General features: G+C 34.5%; 16 protein-coding genes and 2 tRNA genes. 7 read left to right on the top strand and 11 right to left on the bottom strand.

All coding sequences use genetic code 11. The features are described 5' to 3' along the window. The first annotated feature begins 62 nt into the window (after positions 1-62). Positions 63-1,067 carry a M28 family metallopeptidase gene (locus QWY92_RS12985; protein WP_290271962.1) on the top strand — a complete coding sequence of 335 codons (1,005 nt, stop codon included), beginning with the start codon at positions 63-65 and terminating at the stop codon, positions 1,065-1,067. Positions 1,068-1,130: 63 nt separating this feature from the next. Here the strand turns inward: QWY92_RS12985 and QWY92_RS12980 are convergent. Together QWY92_RS12980 and bshB1 are read right to left on the bottom strand one after the other, a co-directional pair. Further along, positions 1,131-1,206 (bottom strand) — tRNA-His (locus QWY92_RS12980). A 115-nt stretch (positions 1,207-1,321) separates the two neighbouring features. Continuing rightward, the gene (gene bshB1 / locus QWY92_RS12975) at positions 1,322-2,041 is read right to left on the bottom strand and encodes a bacillithiol biosynthesis deacetylase BshB1 (protein ID WP_290271960.1); all 720 of its coding nucleotides are present in this window, start codon (positions 2,039-2,041) and stop codon (positions 1,322-1,324) included. A gap of 273 nt (positions 2,042-2,314) precedes the next feature. On the opposite strand from bshB1, the gene QWY92_RS12970 reads away from it, so the two are divergent. The 3 genes from QWY92_RS12970 to QWY92_RS12960 all read left to right on the top strand — a co-directional run bounded on the left by QWY92_RS12970 (position 2,315) and on the right by QWY92_RS12960 (position 6,658). After that, positions 2,315-4,159, top strand: a complete 1,845-nt coding sequence (locus QWY92_RS12970; protein ID WP_290271958.1) for an SLC13 family permease — start codon at positions 2,315-2,317, stop codon at positions 4,157-4,159. Positions 4,160-4,192: 33 nt separating this feature from the next. Next, on the top strand, positions 4,193-5,824 hold the full coding sequence (gene pckA / locus QWY92_RS12965) for a phosphoenolpyruvate carboxykinase (ATP) (RefSeq protein WP_290271957.1): 1,632 nt from the start codon (positions 4,193-4,195) through the stop codon (positions 5,822-5,824). 159 nt (positions 5,825-5,983) lie between these two features. After that, positions 5,984-6,658, top strand: coding sequence for a DUF2490 domain-containing protein (locus tag QWY92_RS12960; RefSeq protein WP_290271955.1), 675 nt, complete (start codon positions 5,984-5,986; stop codon positions 6,656-6,658). A 2-nt stretch (positions 6,659-6,660) separates the two neighbouring features. Here QWY92_RS12960 and QWY92_RS12955 read toward each other — a convergent pair whose 3' ends face one another. The 5 genes from QWY92_RS12955 to QWY92_RS12935 form a co-directional block, all read right to left on the bottom strand. After that, positions 6,661-6,948 carry a Sec-independent protein translocase subunit TatA/TatB gene (locus QWY92_RS12955; RefSeq protein WP_290271953.1) on the bottom strand — a complete coding sequence of 96 codons (288 nt, stop codon included), beginning with the start codon at positions 6,946-6,948 and terminating at the stop codon, positions 6,661-6,663. Between the two features lie 228 nt (positions 6,949-7,176). After that, positions 7,177-9,432, bottom strand: a complete 2,256-nt coding sequence (locus QWY92_RS12950) for a M1 family metallopeptidase (protein WP_290271950.1) — start codon at positions 9,430-9,432, stop codon at positions 7,177-7,179. 109 nt (positions 9,433-9,541) lie between these two features. Beyond that, positions 9,542-10,045 (bottom strand): DUF6702 family protein, encoded by a 504-nt coding sequence (locus QWY92_RS12945; protein WP_290271948.1) that lies wholly within the window; start codon positions 10,043-10,045, stop codon positions 9,542-9,544. A gap of 93 nt (positions 10,046-10,138) precedes the next feature. After that, positions 10,139-10,924: a carboxypeptidase-like regulatory domain-containing protein gene (locus QWY92_RS12940; RefSeq protein WP_290271946.1), complete on the bottom strand. Its 786-nt coding sequence runs from the start codon at positions 10,922-10,924 to the stop codon at positions 10,139-10,141. Positions 10,925-11,026: 102 nt separating this feature from the next. Then, positions 11,027-11,818, bottom strand: a complete 792-nt coding sequence (locus tag QWY92_RS12935) for a hypothetical protein (RefSeq protein WP_290271944.1) — start codon at positions 11,816-11,818, stop codon at positions 11,027-11,029. Positions 11,819-11,929: 111 nt separating this feature from the next. On the opposite strand from QWY92_RS12935, the gene pepE reads away from it, so the two are divergent. After that, positions 11,930-12,637 carry a dipeptidase PepE gene (gene pepE, locus QWY92_RS12930; RefSeq protein ID WP_290271942.1) on the top strand — a complete coding sequence of 236 codons (708 nt, stop codon included), beginning with the start codon at positions 11,930-11,932 and terminating at the stop codon, positions 12,635-12,637. 128 nt (positions 12,638-12,765) lie between these two features. Here pepE and QWY92_RS12925 read toward each other — a convergent pair. Then, positions 12,766-12,838: transfer RNA gene (locus QWY92_RS12925), tRNA-Gly, on the bottom strand. Between the two features lie 50 nt (positions 12,839-12,888). Then, positions 12,889-13,314 carry a GNAT family N-acetyltransferase gene (locus tag QWY92_RS12920; RefSeq protein WP_290271940.1) on the bottom strand — a complete coding sequence of 142 codons (426 nt, stop codon included), beginning with the start codon at positions 13,312-13,314 and terminating at the stop codon, positions 12,889-12,891. 47 nt (positions 13,315-13,361) lie between these two features. Here QWY92_RS12920 and QWY92_RS12915 point away from each other — a divergent pair, with 47 nt between their 5' ends. Together QWY92_RS12915 and QWY92_RS12910 are read left to right on the top strand one after the other, a co-directional pair. After that, positions 13,362-13,811 carry a GNAT family N-acetyltransferase gene (locus tag QWY92_RS12915; protein ID WP_290271938.1) on the top strand — a complete coding sequence of 150 codons (450 nt, stop codon included), beginning with the start codon at positions 13,362-13,364 and terminating at the stop codon, positions 13,809-13,811. Between the two features lie 97 nt (positions 13,812-13,908). Continuing rightward, positions 13,909-14,676, top strand: a complete 768-nt coding sequence (locus QWY92_RS12910; protein WP_290271936.1) for a M48 family metalloprotease — start codon at positions 13,909-13,911, stop codon at positions 14,674-14,676. 73 nt (positions 14,677-14,749) lie between these two features. Here the strand turns inward: QWY92_RS12910 and porV are convergent, their stop codons facing one another. Together porV and porU are read right to left on the bottom strand one after the other, a co-directional pair. Continuing rightward, the gene (gene porV / locus QWY92_RS12905; RefSeq protein ID WP_290271934.1) at positions 14,750-15,997 is read right to left on the bottom strand and encodes a type IX secretion system outer membrane channel protein PorV; all 1,248 of its coding nucleotides are present in this window, start codon (positions 15,995-15,997) and stop codon (positions 14,750-14,752) included. A gap of 35 nt (positions 15,998-16,032) precedes the next feature. Continuing rightward, positions 16,033-19,911 (bottom strand): type IX secretion system sortase PorU, encoded by a 3,879-nt coding sequence (porU, locus tag QWY92_RS12900; protein ID WP_290271931.1) that lies wholly within the window; start codon positions 19,909-19,911, stop codon positions 16,033-16,035. Between the last annotated feature and the right edge of the window lie 81 nt (positions 19,912-19,992).

Raw genomic sequence — 19,992 nt, 5'->3', positions numbered from 1 at the left:
ATTCATCAACAGTCCTATTGATGTTTTCAATTTATAATATCTTAGCGAAAAACTAATTTATTATGAAAAAAATACTTTCGCTATGCTTAGCGTCATTTGCTTTAATTGCTTGTAGTAGCTCTCAAAACAAATCTAAAACAAGTGCTAACGCCGATGTTTACGCAAAAACAATTACTCAATCGGAATTAAAAGAGATGCTTTACACGTATGCATCAGATGAGTTTGAAGGTCGAGCAACGGGCGAACCTGGCCAAAAAAAAGCTATCGAGTTTATTAAAGACCATTATGTTGCCAACGGCATCCCATCTCCTATTGCTGACGGTGATTATTTTCAAGACATTCCTGCATCGTACTTTAAAAAAGGCGTAAAAGCTTCTGAAAATGTTTTAGCTTACATTAAAGGATCAGAAAAGCCAGATGAAATTATTGTCATTTCTGCACATTTAGACCACATTGGTGTTTCAGGAAATGGAGACATTAACAATGGTGCTGATGATGATGGATCGGGTACTGTAGCTATAATGGAAATTGCTGAAGCCTTTAAAAAAGCAGCAGATAAAGGTTTTGGCCCAAAGCGCTCTATTCTATTTTTACATGTTACCGCTGAAGAAATTGGACTTTATGGTTCTAAATACTATGCAGATGTTGATCCTGTTTTTCCTTTAGCAAACACCGTAGCTAATTTAAACATAGACATGATTGGCCGTGTAGACCCAAAACATGAAGGTAATGAAAACTACCTATATCTTATTGGAGCTGATAAATTGAGTAAAGAATTACACGATATTTCGGAAGCTGTAAATAAGGAGCATACAAAAATAGATTTTGATTATACTTATAATGATGAAAACGACCCAAACCGTTTTTATTACCGATCGGACCATTACAACTTTGCAAAAAACAACATTCCGGTGATATTCTATTTTAATGGTACACATGCCGATTACCACAAGCCTAGCGATACGCCAGATAAAATTAGATACGATTTATTGGAAACACGTGCACGCCTAGTATTTTATACTGCTTGGGAACTAGCCAACCGTGAAAACCGATTAAAGTTAGATTAAGTTTTACCGAAAATAACACGTACAAAAAAAGCCTTTCAATTTCTTGAAAGGCTTTTACTTTTTGGGTGGAAGACCGGATTCGAACCGGCGACCCTTGGTACCACAAACCAATGCTCTAACCAACTGAGCTACAACCACCATGTAACTTGCATTTTGTAATGCGTGTGCAAATGTAAACGATTTCAACGTTATCTACAAAGACTTTTCAAAAAATTTCTTCAAAAAATTGAAAAAAAATATTCAAAAAACGCTAACTACTTCAAATCAAACAAACTATCTACAACTGGTAATCGTTCCACATTGAAGCCTTCCGCGTAAGCGACACCTACTAAACGCCCTAAATCTTGTGCACGGTAGGCTACACTGTCTGTAAAGTTCTTACTCGAAATTGGAGTTACGGGCGCTTTACTATCTGGATCGTAAAATTGAGTCTTATATGCCAACACCGATTTCATCTTTTTTTCCATAGCATCGGAAATATCAACAACAAAATCGGGTTCTAAATTTTTCCACTGTATATAATGGTACACTTGTTTTGGTCGCCAAGGTTTTTGGATTTCGCCGTTATCATCTGTAGTTTCAATTTTAATTAAACCACTTAAAAAACAAGCATCGCTTACCAATTTACTTCCTTTTCCGTGGTCTATATGGCGATCATCAAAAGCATTACATAAAATAATTTCGGGTTGATATTTTCGAATCATTTTAATAACCGCTAATTGATGTGTTTTATCATTCACAAAAAAACCATCGGCAAAGCCTAAATTCTCTCGTACTGATACGCCTAATATAGTGGCAGCCTCTGTAGCTTCAGAAAAGCGCGTTTCCGCAGTGCCACGTGTACCTAATTCTCCTTGGGTTAAATCTATGATACCCACTGCTTTTCCTTTTGAAATTTCTTTTGCTATGGTACCACCGCAACCCAATTCTACATCATCGGGATGTGCTCCTAAAGCAAGAATATCTAACTTCATCTCTATTTTATTTTAATTTTTATCTATTTTTTTAATGCTGAAATTTCTAATTATCCACCAAAAATCTTGAATATCGCAATACTCACTATAACGCAAACGTATTCGTAAGTCAATTCCTTAATTACAAGCTACTAAATATAACAATTATTCAAAAATACGCTATCATTTCAAAGCATGACATTCGTCATAATTATTACCCTTTAAGTACTCTAAATTTACAATAGAATTAAAAACTAGCACTTATAACGCTAAGCTAGTAAACTATTATAAATTATGATCTATTTAATGCTTATCATTTTAGTTATAACTATTGGTCTCTTTGTTTGGGGAAAGTTTACACCAGATATTGTTGCATTAATCTCTATGCTTAGTTTGTTTTTAACCGGCATATTAGACAGTACCGAAACCTTAAGTGGTTTTAGTAACCCCACGGTAATAATGATTGCAGCCCTCTTCATTATTGGAGAAGGTATTGCACAAACAGGTTGGACGGCTTTGGCTGGTAAAAAATTCGTAGAATGGGCAGGAAAAAGTGTTCCAAAGCTTTTAGTTATTATCACTTTAGGCGCAGGTATACTTTCAGGCTTTGTTAGTAATACAGGCACTGTAGCGACCTTAATGCCTCTCACTATTTCGTCTGCTTGGAGTATTGGTACGTTACCTTCAAAAATGCTTATGCCTGTTGCTTTTGGCTCTAATACAGGTGGTTTACTGACTTTAACAGGCACACCGCCTAATATTATTGCGAGTAATGCTTTAGTTGAAGCTGGCTTTGAAGGATTTTCATTCTTTGAATTCTCACTTATTGGCATCCCATTACTACTGGTTACTTTGCTTTACTTTAGATATGTTGGTTATAAATTATTACCCAACAACAAAACGAACAATAAGCCTGTAAACATAGAATCTACACTGTATAATTGGATTGAAGCATATAAAATACACGATGGTTATTACAGACTACGTGTACGTTCTATTTCACCTTTCATTAATACAAAACTAGAAGATTGGTCTCTTGAAAAAGAATTTAATGTATCTATTATAAGAATTAAAAGAAGACATCCAAATGTTTTAAAAGGAATCCCTCAGTTTGAAGAATTCCCAGTACCATCAACCAGTTTTTTATACCATGATATTATTACAGTAAAAGGTGATGCTAAGGCGATTAACAAATTAATGATCACATTTAGATTAGGACTTTTACCTCTGGAACCAGTGACAACCGATGAATTAAAACACAATTTAATTAATCAAGAAGTTGGTATGGCAGAAGTTATTGTTAACCCAAATTCAATTTTAGTAGGACGAAAATATAAAGTAGGCGATTATTTTAAAAGATACGGTATTCAGCTTTTAGCCGCCTCTAGAAACAATAAGCCTTTACTAGAAAAAGAAATAATTGTAAAAGTGGGTGATGCCTTTTTAATAAGAGGTACTTGGGCACATATTGAAGATTTAAAAGAACAAAACGACAACCTTGTTATTATTGGTAGTCCAGAAGGCATGGCAAAAAACGTAGACAGTTTAAATTCAAAATCTTACATCGCTTTAGGCGCATTAATATTGATGATTATATTCATGGTTTTTAAAATTGTGCCGGGTTCTATGGCTGCTTTAATTTCTGCAGGTATTGTTTTACTCACCGGTTGCGTTCCTATCTCTAAAGCTTATAAAGGCATTAGTTGGACTAGCGTAGTTATGATTGCCGCTATGATACCCATGGGTATTGCATTGCAAAAAACCGGTACAGCCCAGCTTATCGCGAATGGATTGGTAGAGTATTTAGGTGCCATTCACCCTACTCTACTGTTAGGCGGTGTGTTTTTACTTACCACCATCTTTAGCCAAGTAATTAACAATTCTGCAACGGCCGTCCTTATGGCACCTATCGCCATTCTAGCAGCTAGTACTTTAAACCTATCACCAGCACCATTTATGATTGTGGTTGCCATAAGTGCATCAACAGCATTTTTAACACCTATTGGCACCACAACCAACGCAATGGTTATGACGGCTGGTGGCTATAAATTCATGAATTACCTAAAAGTAGGCGCTCCATTACTGCTCCTCTTCTTTATAATAACACTTATACTCGTGCCTATTATTTGGCCATTTTAATACCACAATTAGAAACCTTTAAAATCAAGTATTATGAAAACAACAGAAACCATGACAAAACATCCAAACGTAGCACAATACGGGATTACAGACGTGAAAGTAAACTGGAATTTATCACCAGAAACACTTCAGAAAATAACAATTGATAAAGGTATGGGTAAAGAAACAGCTAACGGCACCCTTACTATAAATACAGGAAAATTTACAGGGCGTTCTCCACAAGATCGTTTTATTGTAAAAGATGATTATACTGCTGATAACGTTTGGTGGGGAAAAACAAATAAAGCGATTTCTCCTGAAAATTTTGATAAATTAGAAATTGAAGTAACCAAATACCTTTCAGGGAAAGAAATTTATGCTAGAGATGGTTATGTATGTGCAGAACCAGAATACAAAACAAATATTAGAACCATCACGGAATTCCCATGGTCTAACATGTTTGTTTACAATATGTTTTTACGCCCAAGCGCTAGTGAGTTAGAAAACTTCAACGAAGATTGGCTTATTTTAGATGCACCAGGTTACGAATGTCCAGACCCAAAAGCATACGGTATTCGTCAAGGTAATTTCTCTATAATCAACTTCACAAAAAAAATCGCATTAATTGGAGGCTCTGCTTATACAGGAGAAATGAAAAAAGGTATTTTCTCTGCATTAAACATGATTTTACCATTAGAAAAAAATGTATTACCAATGCACTGCTCTGCTAACGTAGGAAAAAAAGGAGATACCGCTATTTTCTTTGGTTTATCAGGAACTGGAAAAACAACACTTTCAGCAGATCCAGATAGAAAATTAATTGGTGATGATGAACATGGTTGGACCGCAGATAATACCATTTTCAATTTTGAAGGCGGTTGCTATGCAAAGGTTATCGATTTATCTGAAGAAAAAGAACCAGACATTTTTAGAGCTGTTAAACCTGGTGCTTTACTAGAAAACATAGTGATAAAAGAAAACGGTGAACCCGATTATATGGACAGCAGCATTACGCAAAATACTCGTGTAAGCTACCCAATTTATCATATTGATAATATTCAGGAAACACTTTATGCAAACAATCCTAAAAACATTTTCTTTTTAACCTGTGATGCTTTTGGTGTATTACCTCCAGTATCTAAGTTAACACCTGGCCAAGCAGCTTACCACTTTATATCTGGTTACACTGCTAAAGTTGCAGGAACAGAAGCTGGCATTACAGAACCAGTACCATCATTCTCAGCTTGTTTTGGCGAACCTTTTATGCCATTACACCCAACAGCTTATGGTGAAATGCTAAGTAAAAAAATGACCGATGCTGGTGTAAATGTTTGGTTAATAAACACAGGATGGAGCGCTGGTCCTTACGGTGTAGGGTCTCGTATAAAATTAAAATATACTAGAGCCATGATTACCGCTATTTTAAATGGAGACTTAGAAGATGTGGATTACGATCAAAACTTTATTTTCGGTTTACACATGCCAAAATATTGCCCAGGTGTCCCAACCGAAATTTTAGACCCAATGAATACGTGGTTGAAAAAAGGAGAATACGTTGGAAAAGCTATTCAATTAGCACACTCCTTCCATTTAAATTTTGAAAAATTTGCAGCTCAAGCTTCAGATCAAATTATTGAAGGCGGACCGCTAATTGACGAGCACCACCATTTAAACGAAAGCATCTAATAAGCTGCTGAGTCCTATTTTAAGCTGTATAAAAAGTAAACATAACGCATAGTCTTCTTAATGATTATACCACGTTGAATAGCCCACTTTTTATACAGCTTTTTTTATACTGAAGACGATTAGGTTATTCGTTTTAAACTATTAACCCACCCTTTTATTATGAAATATTTACTACCCATAATTCTAAGTCTATTTTCTATATATCATTCGCATGCACAATCTGCGGAAGATAAATTTGGCGCCTGGTATATGCTTGATGGCACACACAAAATAGCCGATGCTTGGAGCATTAAAACAGGCTTCCAACTACGGTCTTTTGAAGTTTTAGATAATATTAATTTACTATTCTATTACATCGGTGCAAATTACCATATCAACAAAAACCTCACCTTAACGTTAATGTATTCTTATTTAGATATAGACCGAAGTTTTACAATTTCCGGCGAAAGCCATCTTTACGAAAACCGCCCATACGAACAACTGAGTTACACACAACACACAAAAACACTTCCCATATATCATAGGTTACGCTTTGAACAACGTTTTTTAAACTACCAGCACGACCATACGGTTTTACATCGTGTTCGTTACCGTTTAGGCACAAAAATCAAGCTTTCTAAAGCCGTGTTTTTCAATATCAATAATGAAATATTTATGAATTTTAAAGATGAAGTATTTACCGAAAACAGGTTTTATGCTGCCTTTGGATTTAATGTATCAAAATCAAGTCATGTGCAATTGGGCTATTTAAATCATGAAATAAATCACTTGAATTTAAACCGCTTACAAGTTGGATTGTTTTTTAAAACAGATTTAAGAAAGAAGAAGGTGTAACGTTACATTTTACGTTTAACAGAACCAGCAAAATCTTCGATATCGTCTTTTACTTTATCCAGTTCTCTTTTAACATCGCCTGAAATACTGGTATCAATACCGCTTTTTTCGGCCGTTTTAGTGATTTCATGTTTAATATCATTAGTCGCGTCTTTTAGAGTACGCATACCTTTTCCTAAACCGCGAGCAATTTCTGGTATTTTATCGGCACCAAAAACCATTACCACAATAAATAGGATAAACGCAATTTCTGCGCCGCTGATAAATAAAAATGTTGCTAAGTGTATCACGCTACAAATATAGTAACTTGTTTTATTAGATTAAACATTTTTTAATTTGTTTAACGCTAAATTATTAATTCTTTCAAAATAACAGCTTCAACCTAAAATAAGATCAACATTTTAAGCTACTACATATAAACAGTAGGACACAACGTAATATTTCAATTTAGAATAAGCACAAAAAAAAGCCGACTTAGATAAGCCGGCTTTAGTAAGTTTGGATTTGCTATTAATCACTTACTTTATTTTTTCTTTAAACTGGTCAAAAGCGGTGTTATTTTCCTTTCTTGGCCATACATTATTAGATGTATCTACATCAGCAGTTTCTAAATCTGGATCGATAGAAAAACTTGTTATTGCTTTATCCGTTTTAAATACTTTAGACACTTCATGCTCATTGTATCTCCATATTTCTGCTGGATATTGTTTTCTCTCTTTCGTACCATCTTCATAAGTAATTTCTAAAATAATCGGCATTACTAATCCTCCTGGTTTTTCAAAAACAACTTCGTAAAAGTGTTTTGGAGCTGCCGATAATTCGGCTTTTTCTTCAGATGATAAACTTTCTAAATAATCATTTAGCACTGAAAAGTCTGAGGCACTTTTAGCATCTTCAGGAATTACACCATTTTCAGCTTCAGCATAATAAATTAGTCTCCCTTGATAATCTTCTAAATTCATTTTATAACGAGCCGCTGTTTTTTTGGCGTTCTCTGTTGGCTTATCAGTTAAATAATATTCTTTTACATTTTTAACACCAATATCAGTGAAGTCTGTAGTATAGAACCAACCTCTCCAAAACCAATCTAAATCCATTGCCGAAGCATCTTCCATAGACCTGAAAAAATCGGCTGGTGTAGGGTGTTTAAACATCCAACGTTGCGAATACGTTCTAAACGCATAGTCGAACAATTCTGGCCCCATAATGGTTTTTCTCAACATATATAATGCTGCAGCCGGTTTTGTGTAGGCATTTGGTCCAAATTGATGTACATAATCACCTTGCGACATAATTGGTGAAATATTACTTTGATCGCCGCCCATATAAGGCACAATATCTTTTGGTAAGTTTCCTGTGATAAAGTTTGGATCGTAATCCAGCTCAGCCAAAGTTTCAACAAAAGAGTTTAAACCTTCGTCCATCCAAGTCCATTGACGCTCATCACTATTTACAATCATTGGAAAAAAGTTATGCCCAACTTCGTGAGTAATTACACCAATCATACCTCTTTTTAATCTTTCAGAATATGTTCCATCTGGTTTTGGACGCCCGTAATTAAAACAAATCATTGGGTATTCCATTCCCATTTCTGCATGTACAGAAACCGCTTTATTATAAGGATAATCGAAAGTTAATTTAGAATACTCTTCTAAAGTATTTGCTACAACACGTGTTGAATGCTCTTCCCATAGCGGGTTTCCTTCTTTAGAATATAATGAAATTGCCATTACTGAACGACCATTAATATCTACAGCCATAGCATCCCAAAGAAATTTTCTTGACGAAGCAAAAGCGAAATCTCTAACTTGCTCTGCTTTAAAGTGCCAAGTTTTAAACTCTGTACTACGTTGCTTTTCTGCTTGTTCTGCTTCTTCTTGTGTTACAATAAAAACAGGATCTTTAAATGATTTTTTTGCCGCTTCAAAACGTTTAATTTGTTCTTTAGTTAAAACATCTTTAGGGTTTTGTAAATCTCCCGTAGCTTCCACTTTATGATCGGCAGGTACTGTTAATTTTACATCGTAATCTCCAAACTCTAAAGCAAACTCACTTCTGCCCCAGAATTGCATATTTTGCCAACCTTCTACATTATCATAAACACATAATCTTGGGAAAAATTGAGCAATAACATATGTATTATTGCCATCAGGGAATGCTTCGTAACCAGAACGTCCACCATCTTTAACGTGGTCGTTTACATTATACCACCATTTAATTTCGAATTTAAACTCGTCGCCAGGCGCTAAGGGTTTATCTAAATTAATACGCATCATGGTTTGGTTTATGGTATAAGAGACATCCGATCCATTATCATGTTTCACAGATTCAATATTAAAACCACCATCAAATTTCTTTTTTAAATTTGTTTTGGTAAAATTCTCTACACCTGCAAATGGTGCTCTAAAGCTTTCACTTTTTGTATCTGGTGTTTTAGAATCTCTAGCGCGCATGTTTTGATCGAGTTGCACCCATAAATATTGCAAATGATCTTTAGAATTGTTGTGATACGTAATTTTTTCGTCACCAAAAATTTGACTTTTATTTTCATCTAAACGAATATCCATAACATAATCCACCTTTTGTTGGGTGTATTGATAGCCTGGAGCTCCAGATGCTGTTCTGGTTTCGTTGGGTGTAGCCAACAAATCCTTCATTTGTCTAAATTTGTTTTGATCGGTATGACCTTGTTCTTTAGGTTCGGCCGATTCTTGGGCAAAAATACTTGTGGAAATAAAAATTACGGATAGGAAACAATACTTTAAGATTCTCATTCTAGCGATAAATAAGGTTTAACAATTTTCACGTTTTAGCTCTAAAAAAATAATTTATTAAAACTAAAACGCTCGAAAATAATAAATTTTACAGTCATTTAACCTTTAATTAGTCAAAATATAACAATGCGGTATTATTTTCCTCTGTAAGAATAACACTTTTTTGTTTGCTGTTTATCTTCGTTTTTACAATATTTTGTTGTTCATTAAACACATCAAACAGTAGTTTGTTGGAAATTTCAAACGCTTTTATGTCAGAAATATTTTCAATTTCAAGATAACAACGCACAATATCGCCATCGTATTCTTTTCCTATAAATTTGAAGTAAACCTTTTTCTTATTTATAGAAACCAAAACATTATCTTTCAAATACTTAAACATGTATTCATTTACAGAATCTGGCTCATTTTTTCCGGCTAACGTAATATTTTCTCCGTAAGAATTTCGTAGTACAGTTTCAAAATCATCAATAAAAAGTCTTGAAATTATTTGAACCGATTGCTTCTCTTTTACAAATTCAACTTGGGTAACACTGATGTAATATTTATGAACGGTAGTAAACGAAAAAAAGGTGATTGCAGTAAGTAAAAAAAATATTTTTAAACGATTCATTCAGTTTGATTTTTTGCTAAAGTAATGGTTTATTGGAATTCAAAAAGCATTCCGAAGTCATCATTTTATTTTATCAGTTTGAAAAAACAATATTTAATCTCTATTTTCCATGTACTGTTTATATTTCACTCTTAAGAAAATGAGCACTTTAAAATCGGTTTGATTTTTACAATATTTTATAAAGTTAACATCGTCGGCACAAAAGTATAAAAAATCCATTTTCAACTCCTCTTCCATAGGGTTTGAAGCAAAAAAATCTTTAGCTATGTTGCGTTTTATCTTTTGCATGAGCACTTCCCTTTCTTCAAGTTTCACCCTATTTTTAAGCATTTTTGTACGCCCAGTAATGGCATTAATAATAGGTGTAAAACCAATCGAGCCACCTAAACCGTAGCCTGAACTCCCTAAACTGGGATTAAAACCGCCAGCTTCACTTAGCCGCCTTTCGCTTTGCGTGGCTATTTTACCTGTGTACCCAGGAATGCCAACATCGAAAAAATTCACAGGTCGTTCTCCTTGTAAATTATTTATATCTTTCAACAAATTACCCGTTAATATGCGCCCAATAACCACCTCTTTTAGTTCGTTAATTTGCTCGTCAAGTTTTACCAAAACAGCCTGATTTAAAAGCATTTGATGCGTAACAACCACCTCCTTCAGTTTATACTGAATGGAAGAAAAAATTAGTGTATCGTTAAATTTTACGGGAATTTTAAATTCGCCATTTTTATCGGTAATAGTAAACGCTTGTGCCGTATTATTGATAACATGAATGTTTTCAACATCGCTAATGCTAGTTACTTTACCAATAATTTCTATAGTTTGGCTATAGATACATTTGGACGTTAAAATCAATAAGAAAAGTAGTTTTAGTTTCACACTTTGAGTTTTCAAAGCACTAATAACGGTCTAAACTTCTTAAAGAAATTAAAAAGTCAATTTAATGTTTTGTTAAAAAATGTAAGAAACGGAAACCATCCTCTACTTTAAAAAGGCGATACTTTTTTTATGAAGCAGTTCTAAAAACACCATTTCTTTCCCCGGATTAAGCAAAGAATAATCGAAATCGTCGCGTTGCACATAATGGATAAACTCTTCCACACGGTGTTCTGGGATATCGAAATTATCAACCAAAAACCCCGATCCGAAATAATACTTAATAGTCTCGATAGGTACTTCTGGGATTCCTATCTCTTTTTTATTTTTTACTTTCGACCTAAATAACGGCAGTAATAATTGGTCTACAACATTGATAATATTCAATCCATTAATCATGGCTAAATGTTGCCTATGTCCCGTTTCAGTAACAGTTTTAGTACTGTAATCTTTAGCAAACTCAAATTCTTCTTTATGCTTAATCCCGAAATAAAGGGCATCTAACTTAGGCTCAAAAGGCTTGGCTACTTCCATATCTTTCACCAAATTACCCGATAGTTTTTGCGGATTCAGTACAATTTCATCTAACTTATTAATTTCCACGATTAAAAACACTTTCATTTTCCGTGACCCCATAATGGACTCATTCACATTAAATTTAATGTTTTGAAACTGTAAAGCACTCACCTCAATAACATCGTTAAGTCTTACCGCAAGTGTAAAACCACCATTATCATCGGTAATTGTTCCTGCTCCAGATGATGCATTAAGCACGGTAATACCAGAAATATCATTGCTTTCAACGATTATTTTTCCTTCAACATTAAAGCGTTGATAATCTTGAGAAAATGCCAAGCTACCTATAAAACAAACAAGTAATATTAATGTGTTTTTCATAATTGATTTTTATTAAAAATACGGTTTAACCGATTACTTTTCAAGTAAAACAGGAAAAAATTCCTTCAAAAAACATAAATTTATTTAGTTTTACCACAAAACGAGACATCCATGAGAAACATAATAATTGCTAGCACATCTACCATACACGGATCGGGGTATTTAGAATATTTATTAGACCATCTAGAAACGTATTTTAAAGATGCCAAAAACATCCTGTTTATTCCTTACGCCAGACCAGGTGGTATAAGCCACAACGCATACACCAGAACCGTAGAAACCGCTTTTGCTAAAATAAACAAAACCGTTACCGGACTGCACACTTTTGAAAACCCAACAGAAGCCATAAAACAAGCCGAAGCGATTTTTGTTGGTGGCGGTAACACTTTTGTCCTTATCAATCAACTTTACAAAAACAACCTTATAGGTGTTTTAAAAGCTGCAATTAACAGCGGCACACCTTATTTAGGCACCAGTGCAGGAAGTAATATTTGTGGTTTAACTATAAAAAACACTAACGATATGCCTATTATTTATCCGCCAAGTTTTAATGCTTTAGGTTTGGTGCCTTTTAATATAAATCCGCATTATTTAGACCCTATAACAGGAAGCACACACATGGGGGAAACGCGTGAAACACGCATTAAAGAGTTTCATAACTTTAATACCAATCCGGTTGTTGGCTTGCGCGAAGGTAGTTGGCTGGAAGTATCGGGAGACGAAATTATACTAAAAGGCACATTACCAGCTCGTGTATTTGAATACAATAAAACACCTTATGAAGTTGACAGCGAAACATCGCTTAATAATTTAAAATAGCTTGAACTATAAATGAGTGAAGCACATCTTTTCAGACAGATTTAAAACTTTTCAGTATTTCTTCGGAAAAAAGACAAATTGAAAAATTAAGACATAAAAAAAGCTTCATATTTCTATGAAGCTTTTTGAGCGAGAGACCGGGTTCGAACCGGCGACATTCAGCTTGGAAGGCTGACGCTCTACCAACTGAGCTACTCTCGCATTTCCGGGTGCAAACATACGAACTATATCTTTCTTTTTCCAAATAAATCTTATATTTTTTTCAAAAAATGATATCCTAAAATTTTAAAACCTTCATTAAAATAAAATTTATGAGAGCCATGATTTGATACATAGGTATTTAGCTCTATAGCTTCAAAACCTTTATTTTTTACATAATTATAAATCCATTCGAAAAATTGCTTACCAATACCATGTCCTCGAAATTTTTCGTCTATAAAAACATGGTCTACCTCAACACTTCGCCCCGAATAATGACGTGTACAAAACCATAAACCACATATTCCAATCAGTTTTTCATCCTTAAAAAGACCTACACATTCGTAATTTTGCGTTACCATTTCAGAAAAACGTATTTTTAAAACAGCATCAGAAACTTGATTATTATTTAATTTCTGAACTAAAGGAATCACCAAATCGATGTTTTCCTTTTCAATGATTTTATATGTGAAAGACATTATTCTTTTTTTTAGTAAAGATAAATATTTTAGCTAAGTTTGATTTTATGAAACACACAAATTATACCGTTAAACAGATTCCTGCTGAAGAAACGCACGCTGTGCGTCACCCTGTGTTACGCCCTGGAAAACCAATTGAAACTTGCGTTTTTGACGGCGACAATCTTGAAACTACCTTACATTTTGGCATCTTTTCAAATGATGACATCATAGGCGTTTGTTCTTTTCTGAAAAAAAATAATACTAAACACTCTGAAGTTATTCAATACCAATTGCGCGGTATGGCAGTTTTAAACACACATCAAGGTTTAGGTATTGGTCATAAATTACTACAAGCCAGCGAAAGCATTTTAATAAAAAAAGGCACACAACTAATATGGTGTAATGCTCGCGAAGTAGCTGTAAAATTCTACAATAAAAATGGCTACAAAACTATTGGAAAACCATTTAATATTTCAGATATCGGACCACATTTTGTAATGTATAAGCGCGTTTAATTAAAAAACTTACAGCAAGTGACTGATACTTAAAATACGTGTCTATATTTATATAGCTATTATTTTGTAATTTTATTACCAATAAACCCGACGGATTATGAGAGGAAAAAACCTAAAAGTCAGATTATTAATCGGCGCAGCCATTGCCTTATTTTTTGTTTTTAAACGTTGTAGTCAACGGGAAGAAAACCCATATACTGGTAGAATGCAAACTATATCTATGAATGCTAACGAAGAGATTGCTATAGGCTTGCAAAGCGCTCCGCAAATGGCACAACAACATGGCGGACTACACGAAAACACACAGTACCAAGCCTTGGTAGATAATGTAGGACAAAAATTAGTAAATAACAGTATTGCTCAAGAAACACCTTATAAATACGAGTTTCATTTATTGGCAGACCCTAATACAATTAATGCTTTTGCATTACCAGGTGGGCAAATTTTTATTACTTATGCTTTATTTTCTCAATTGAAAAATGAAGATCAGTTAGCAGGCGTTTTAGGTCATGAAGTGGGACACGTTCTTGGCCGTCATAGTGCCGAACGTATTGCTGAGAGTGAATATTGGCAAGGCTTAACCACAGCCGGATCGGTAGGTGCCGATATGGGAAGCGTAGTAAGCGGTATTGGGCAAAACACCTTATTAACTAATGGACGTGACGATGAGCTTGAAAGCGACGAATTGGGCGTACGTTTTATGCTTAAAGCGGGCTACAACCCAGAAGAAATGATTGGAGTAATGGAAATATTAAAAGCCGCAGCTGGTCCAAATCGCGTTCCTGAGTTTCAAAGTACACATCCTGACCCAGACAATCGTATTGAAAAAATTAGAGAAGCCATTGAAAAATATAAAGGTTTATAGACCTATTTAGTACAAAACAAAAAAAGACTACCCTGTTCGAGTAGTCTTTTTGTTTTATAAATTTATTTATGTTTTAATACTCGCGATAAGCGCCTTTATCTATATTGAAAGTTAAAGAGAAACGTAGAGTATTTTCTAATGGACTTTGCACTTTAGATGCTGAAAACAAATACGATAAATCAATATCGACTACATTAGCACTAAAACCAGCTCCTAAAGAAAAGAATTTTCTAGCGCCTTTTTCTTCACTTTCGTTAAAGTAACCTGCTCTAAAAGCAAATGAATCTTGATACACATATTCTGCGCCTAACGAGTAAGTAAACTCTTTTATCTCTTCGCTAAATCCACCTGGAGCATCTCCAAAAGATTGAAACATGCCAGCCATAAATCCAACATCATTAGATTGCCCTTCATAAATTACATTATCAGTTTCACTAATTAAAACATCGCCATCATCTTCATTATAAACACCGTCATCATTATTATCTTCAAAAACTATCTCTGTTCCCAATCTTGGAGGCGTTGGCACTAATAATTTAGCAACTTCCGCAGTTACTGCAATTTTATTATAATCATCAAATATAAAGTCGAAACCAGCTCCTAAGCGTAAATTAGTGGGCTGAAAACTATCGTTTGTAGCACCATCATCATAAGAAAACTTAGGTCCAATATTCTGGATAGCAAACCCCATTCTCCATCGGCCATTAAAATCAGCATAAGCTTCTTCTTCACCTTGATAGTATCCTGAAATATCTACCCCAAAGGTATTTGCCGCGGTAGCATCTCCATCAACACCTTCAATTCGTAAATCCGAACGTAAATAACGCATGGCTACAGACATGGAAAACTCGTCAGACAAACGCAAGGCGTAAGATCCATCTAAAGATAGCTCACTTGGTCTTTGTATTCTAGGATCGTCGGTTGCATTATCGCGAAACTCAATATCTCCCAATGAAAAATATCGTAAACTGAAAGCAAAAGCACTACGCTCATCAATACGGTTAAAATAACTTACATTTCCTAAAAAAATATCGTTTACTAGCTTACTTAAATATGGTGTATAACTTACACCTATTCCCATTTTACTTTCAGAAAAAGCATATTTTGAAGAATTCCATTGTTGAGAAAACGCATCTACCGAAGTCGCTACTCCCATATCCCCCATACCTGCTGCTCTAGCATCTGCAGCAATCATTAAAAAGGGGATTCCTGTGGTAATCGCCCGAGAATCTGTTTCATTTGGTATGATTACAGTCGTTTCTTGAGCATTTGTTTTTACAACAAGGACAAGTGTTAATAATAACAATAGTTTAGTTTTCATGAATTAAAAAATTTGATTGCAAAATATATTTTTTTTTAGAGAATTACTAGTTTTTCAATTTTTTCTACTGTTTTGTTCAGCAAGTTAGAATGTACTTTCAGTTTGTAAATATAGGTTCCTTTCCCGATTTTATCACCAAAATCGTCACGACCATCCCAAATAATATCTCTAGATAATGAACTGGTCACGCTAAACCCCGAAGCTGTTTGTCCATTTAAGGTACGTACTAGCTTCCCAGATACGGTGAATATCTGTATAGAAACGTCTAAAGCCTCGGAACTATTGTGATTGAACCAAAATTCTGTGTAATTAACAAACGGATTTGGGTAATTTAAAACATTATTAACAACCAAAGCCTCATCTTTATCGTGAACAATAAACTGTATTTCAGCAATTGACGAATTATTATAAACATCCCAAACCTTAAGTGTTAAGGTATGCAAACCAGGCTCTAAATCTCTAAATGGATAACTTAAAACACCTTTTTTATAATCATCGACTTCCGTTTGGTAATAATCGTTTAGCACCACCGGATTGGTTTCATCACCATCAATAATAGCCACAATATCATGTCCAATACCACTAGCTGTATTTACCCCGTTTTCATCTTCCATTTTTGCTAACAACGTGGGAGATTCATTAGTTATACCACCTGTAACAAAGTTTTCGTCGTTCATATACAACGAAATAACAGGCCCGATATTATCGGCAGGCGCATCTTCGTTTAAACCTCCAATTTTAACCGTACCAACACTTGAACCCGCTTGGTTACTTTCTAAAGCTTCATCTTTTGAATAAAAACTAATTTTACCAAAGCCCACGGGAATACCAATGTCTTTAGGTACAATAAAATCGAATTCGAATTCGCCATTTTTTACTGAAGCTTGTCCTCTAAAAATAATTTCTCCAAGTGTAGAAAATTCTAATTTAACGAGGCTTCCGTTCAATCTAACACCATCATTTGCCAAGGTTTCACGATCTATATTTTTATCGTAAATAGTAGTAGAAAGCGTGCCATTATAATCACTTAAAAGATTTCCGGAAACATCGGTTACTTGCCCAGCAAGCTTTACGTAGCTTAATGCTTTGAGCGTATCGGTAACAGTTGCTAGCGGCACATCGTTAATTTTAGTTAGCGCTACATTTGGTTTAGCAAAAGCCAATTTCATGGCTGGATCTCCAATAAAAAATATTAAACGTCTTTGACTAGAGTTAGAAATTAGCGGATTATTTTTGGTCAGCCTTAACGCCTCTGCCATAGAAGGATATTCATAGTCTTCAAAAGCATCATCGTCAGCAAATGAAAATAAATACTGCCCTAAATTATTATTAAAATTAATCGCAAAATTCACAAAAATCTGCCTCGTGGTAGAAATTAAACCAATGGCTCCAGCCTGTTCGTTCCAATAGGTTGCTTCACCAGCAGTTTCTTTATATGGGTTATCGAATTTGGTATACTCGCAGGTTACTGTTACAAAACAGTTTAGCTTTCCATAATTACGTAAGGCTTCAATTTCAGTATGCGTTAAAATACGTTCTTGTGCTAACCCATCTTCACCTCCGTGACCAAAATAATTTACTACTAACGCGCCATTATCAATGGCATCTACAATTTCTGTGGTCACTTGTGGATATCTATTTCCTCCGGCTGATGATTCTTGTTGATAGGCATCAGTATGGATTTTTACAACATTTAAAAATGGTTTTTCTCTACTTATAACATTACCTATACTATCGGTTGTGTTTTCTAAAATCCCTTCCCAATCTTCATCAACATCATCAGAAATAACCACTACATTGTTTCTCCAACTTCCAACGGCTTCCTTAACATAATACGATGCTATTTTATCTACCATTTGCTTTGCGCGCTCAGGCGTATCAGCCAATATCCGTCCCACGGCAATATCTAATTTATCACTGGTAATCATGGTACCTTCATCCTCGTCCATCATGCCATAAAAATCATCAGACACAAAGGAATTGGTAAGATTAAAACTATTGTATGAATGCCAAGACGGCATAACATTGGTGTTATTGGGAATTCTATCTTTATAATCGAAAGAACCATCGCCAAACAAACATAAATATTTTAGTCTATTTTCATCAGAGCTAGCATTGTCATAAACATATTTAACCGCATTTCTAATAGCTCCAATATCTGGATTTCCGGTACTGAATTCATTATAAATCTCGGTTAAACCTAAGACTTTCACATTCAAATTATACTGCGTTTTATTAATTTGAGCTAAACGCTCAGCTTGAGTCCGCATATTATCGGGTGTCACTATAATATAATCTACATCTTGAAATTCATTTTGATCATTCAAGAAAATAGTTCCTTTAATATTCTGATTACTAAGCGTTGTTTTATTATCAAACTTTGGCTCGTAATAATCCGAAGGCGTTAGCGCTACATAGGTTTTTAAAGTCCCCAATGTCGCATTAAATATCAAGTTTTCTTCCGCGGAAGCGTTTTCAAAATTAGTCACATTATAAATATCAGAAACATCCCAAACTTCAGAAACTTTAGAAGCATTCTCAATGGTGTATTGCCCGATACCAGAAGCCGATTCTACAACTCTATTTTTAAACGTTAATTGTGTATTTTGAAATTTTAAAGCCCGAGTTCCTTCAACAGAAATATAATCTAGATACCCCAAAGCACTCGGATCGCCTTGATTATTATAATTTAATTCCACGTTAATTTTCGAATCTGATACCATTATATTATTCACATAAGTAGCATCGTCCGCCAAAGCAGGATCATTAATTCCATTAAGACCTAAAGTGCCCAATTGCGTGCTATTAACACTAATAGACATGCTAGTAGAACCAGAAGATACAGCCGCCACATACACTTTTAAATTTACAGGAATTGTGGTTATTAAATCTGGGAAATCGAATTCGAAATTTTGAATATTTTCAACATCAAAACGATTACCAAACCAACGCCTTCCGAGTAATACGATATTTTCTTCGTCTAATTCGTGATACGTATAAGCTTGAAATGTATTGATGTTTAAATCGATAGCGCCTGAAGGTTGTGTAAATGCAGAAATTCTTTTTCCCGTGCCCAAACCGGTATTAATGTAATAATAAGTTTTATCGGTGTAGCAATTAATATTGGTATCACTTTCCGCATTATAGCCATTAGGGCCTTGTGCATAAAATAAGATATAATCGGAATCGTTAAAAACGCCATCTTCTTCACCTATAAATTTTATCGCGTTCTCTTGAACATCAAAAGGATAGCTTTCACTATTTTTAAAAGGAATCATGCGTCCGCCGTTTCCATAAAGCCGAATAGTTCTCGGATCAATGTTATTCACGTTAACGCCTAAGCGACTCAAAAATGATTTATCTAGCTTAAACACACCAGTAGTATCAACATAAAACCGAAACCACTCTCCTTTGTCTAATACTGAATTCGAAATTTCCTTAGTTCCTAAAGCTTTATTTAATGATGTGCCACGGCGTGCAAACCCATTGGTATAGTTTACCTGAAACTGCGTTACTTTTTTAAACACCCCATTATCATTTATAATAGGAGACATTTGCAACATGGCAAACTGCTTACCTCGTGCATTGGTATTTTTTAATGTATACGTTAATTGCTTCGGAATTTTATTAAGTTCTAAATCTTTTAATTCCTTTAAACTGATATTACTATACCTTACTTGGGTGATAGTAACTGAAGTTTCGTTTATTGAAGTTGAAATTTCCCACTGTGAAATGAATTGTAATCCGGTGTCGAAATCGAAATGGCTCCAAGCTTCATTAAAACCCGGAATTTCAAGAGTATAATTACCTGCCGATATTTTTTGAGAATCTTCCCAATCGAGGGTAAATACCTTCTGCTGAGCAACACCTATAAAAGAATAAATAAATAAAAGTAAGAATATTATTTTTTTCATCGTTAAATTAACGTCGTAAACGTAGAGTTAGTATCAAAAATTACACATTTTTTTACACAACTTCAAAAATACAATAATAAA

The organism is Algibacter miyuki (genome assembly GCF_030409805.1).
In the GTDB taxonomy this organism is placed as follows: Bacteria; Bacteroidota; Bacteroidia; order Flavobacteriales; family Flavobacteriaceae; genus Algibacter; species Algibacter miyuki.
Note: the sequence above shows the minus strand (reverse complement) of the source record. Positions and strands in the feature narration are given on the sequence as shown.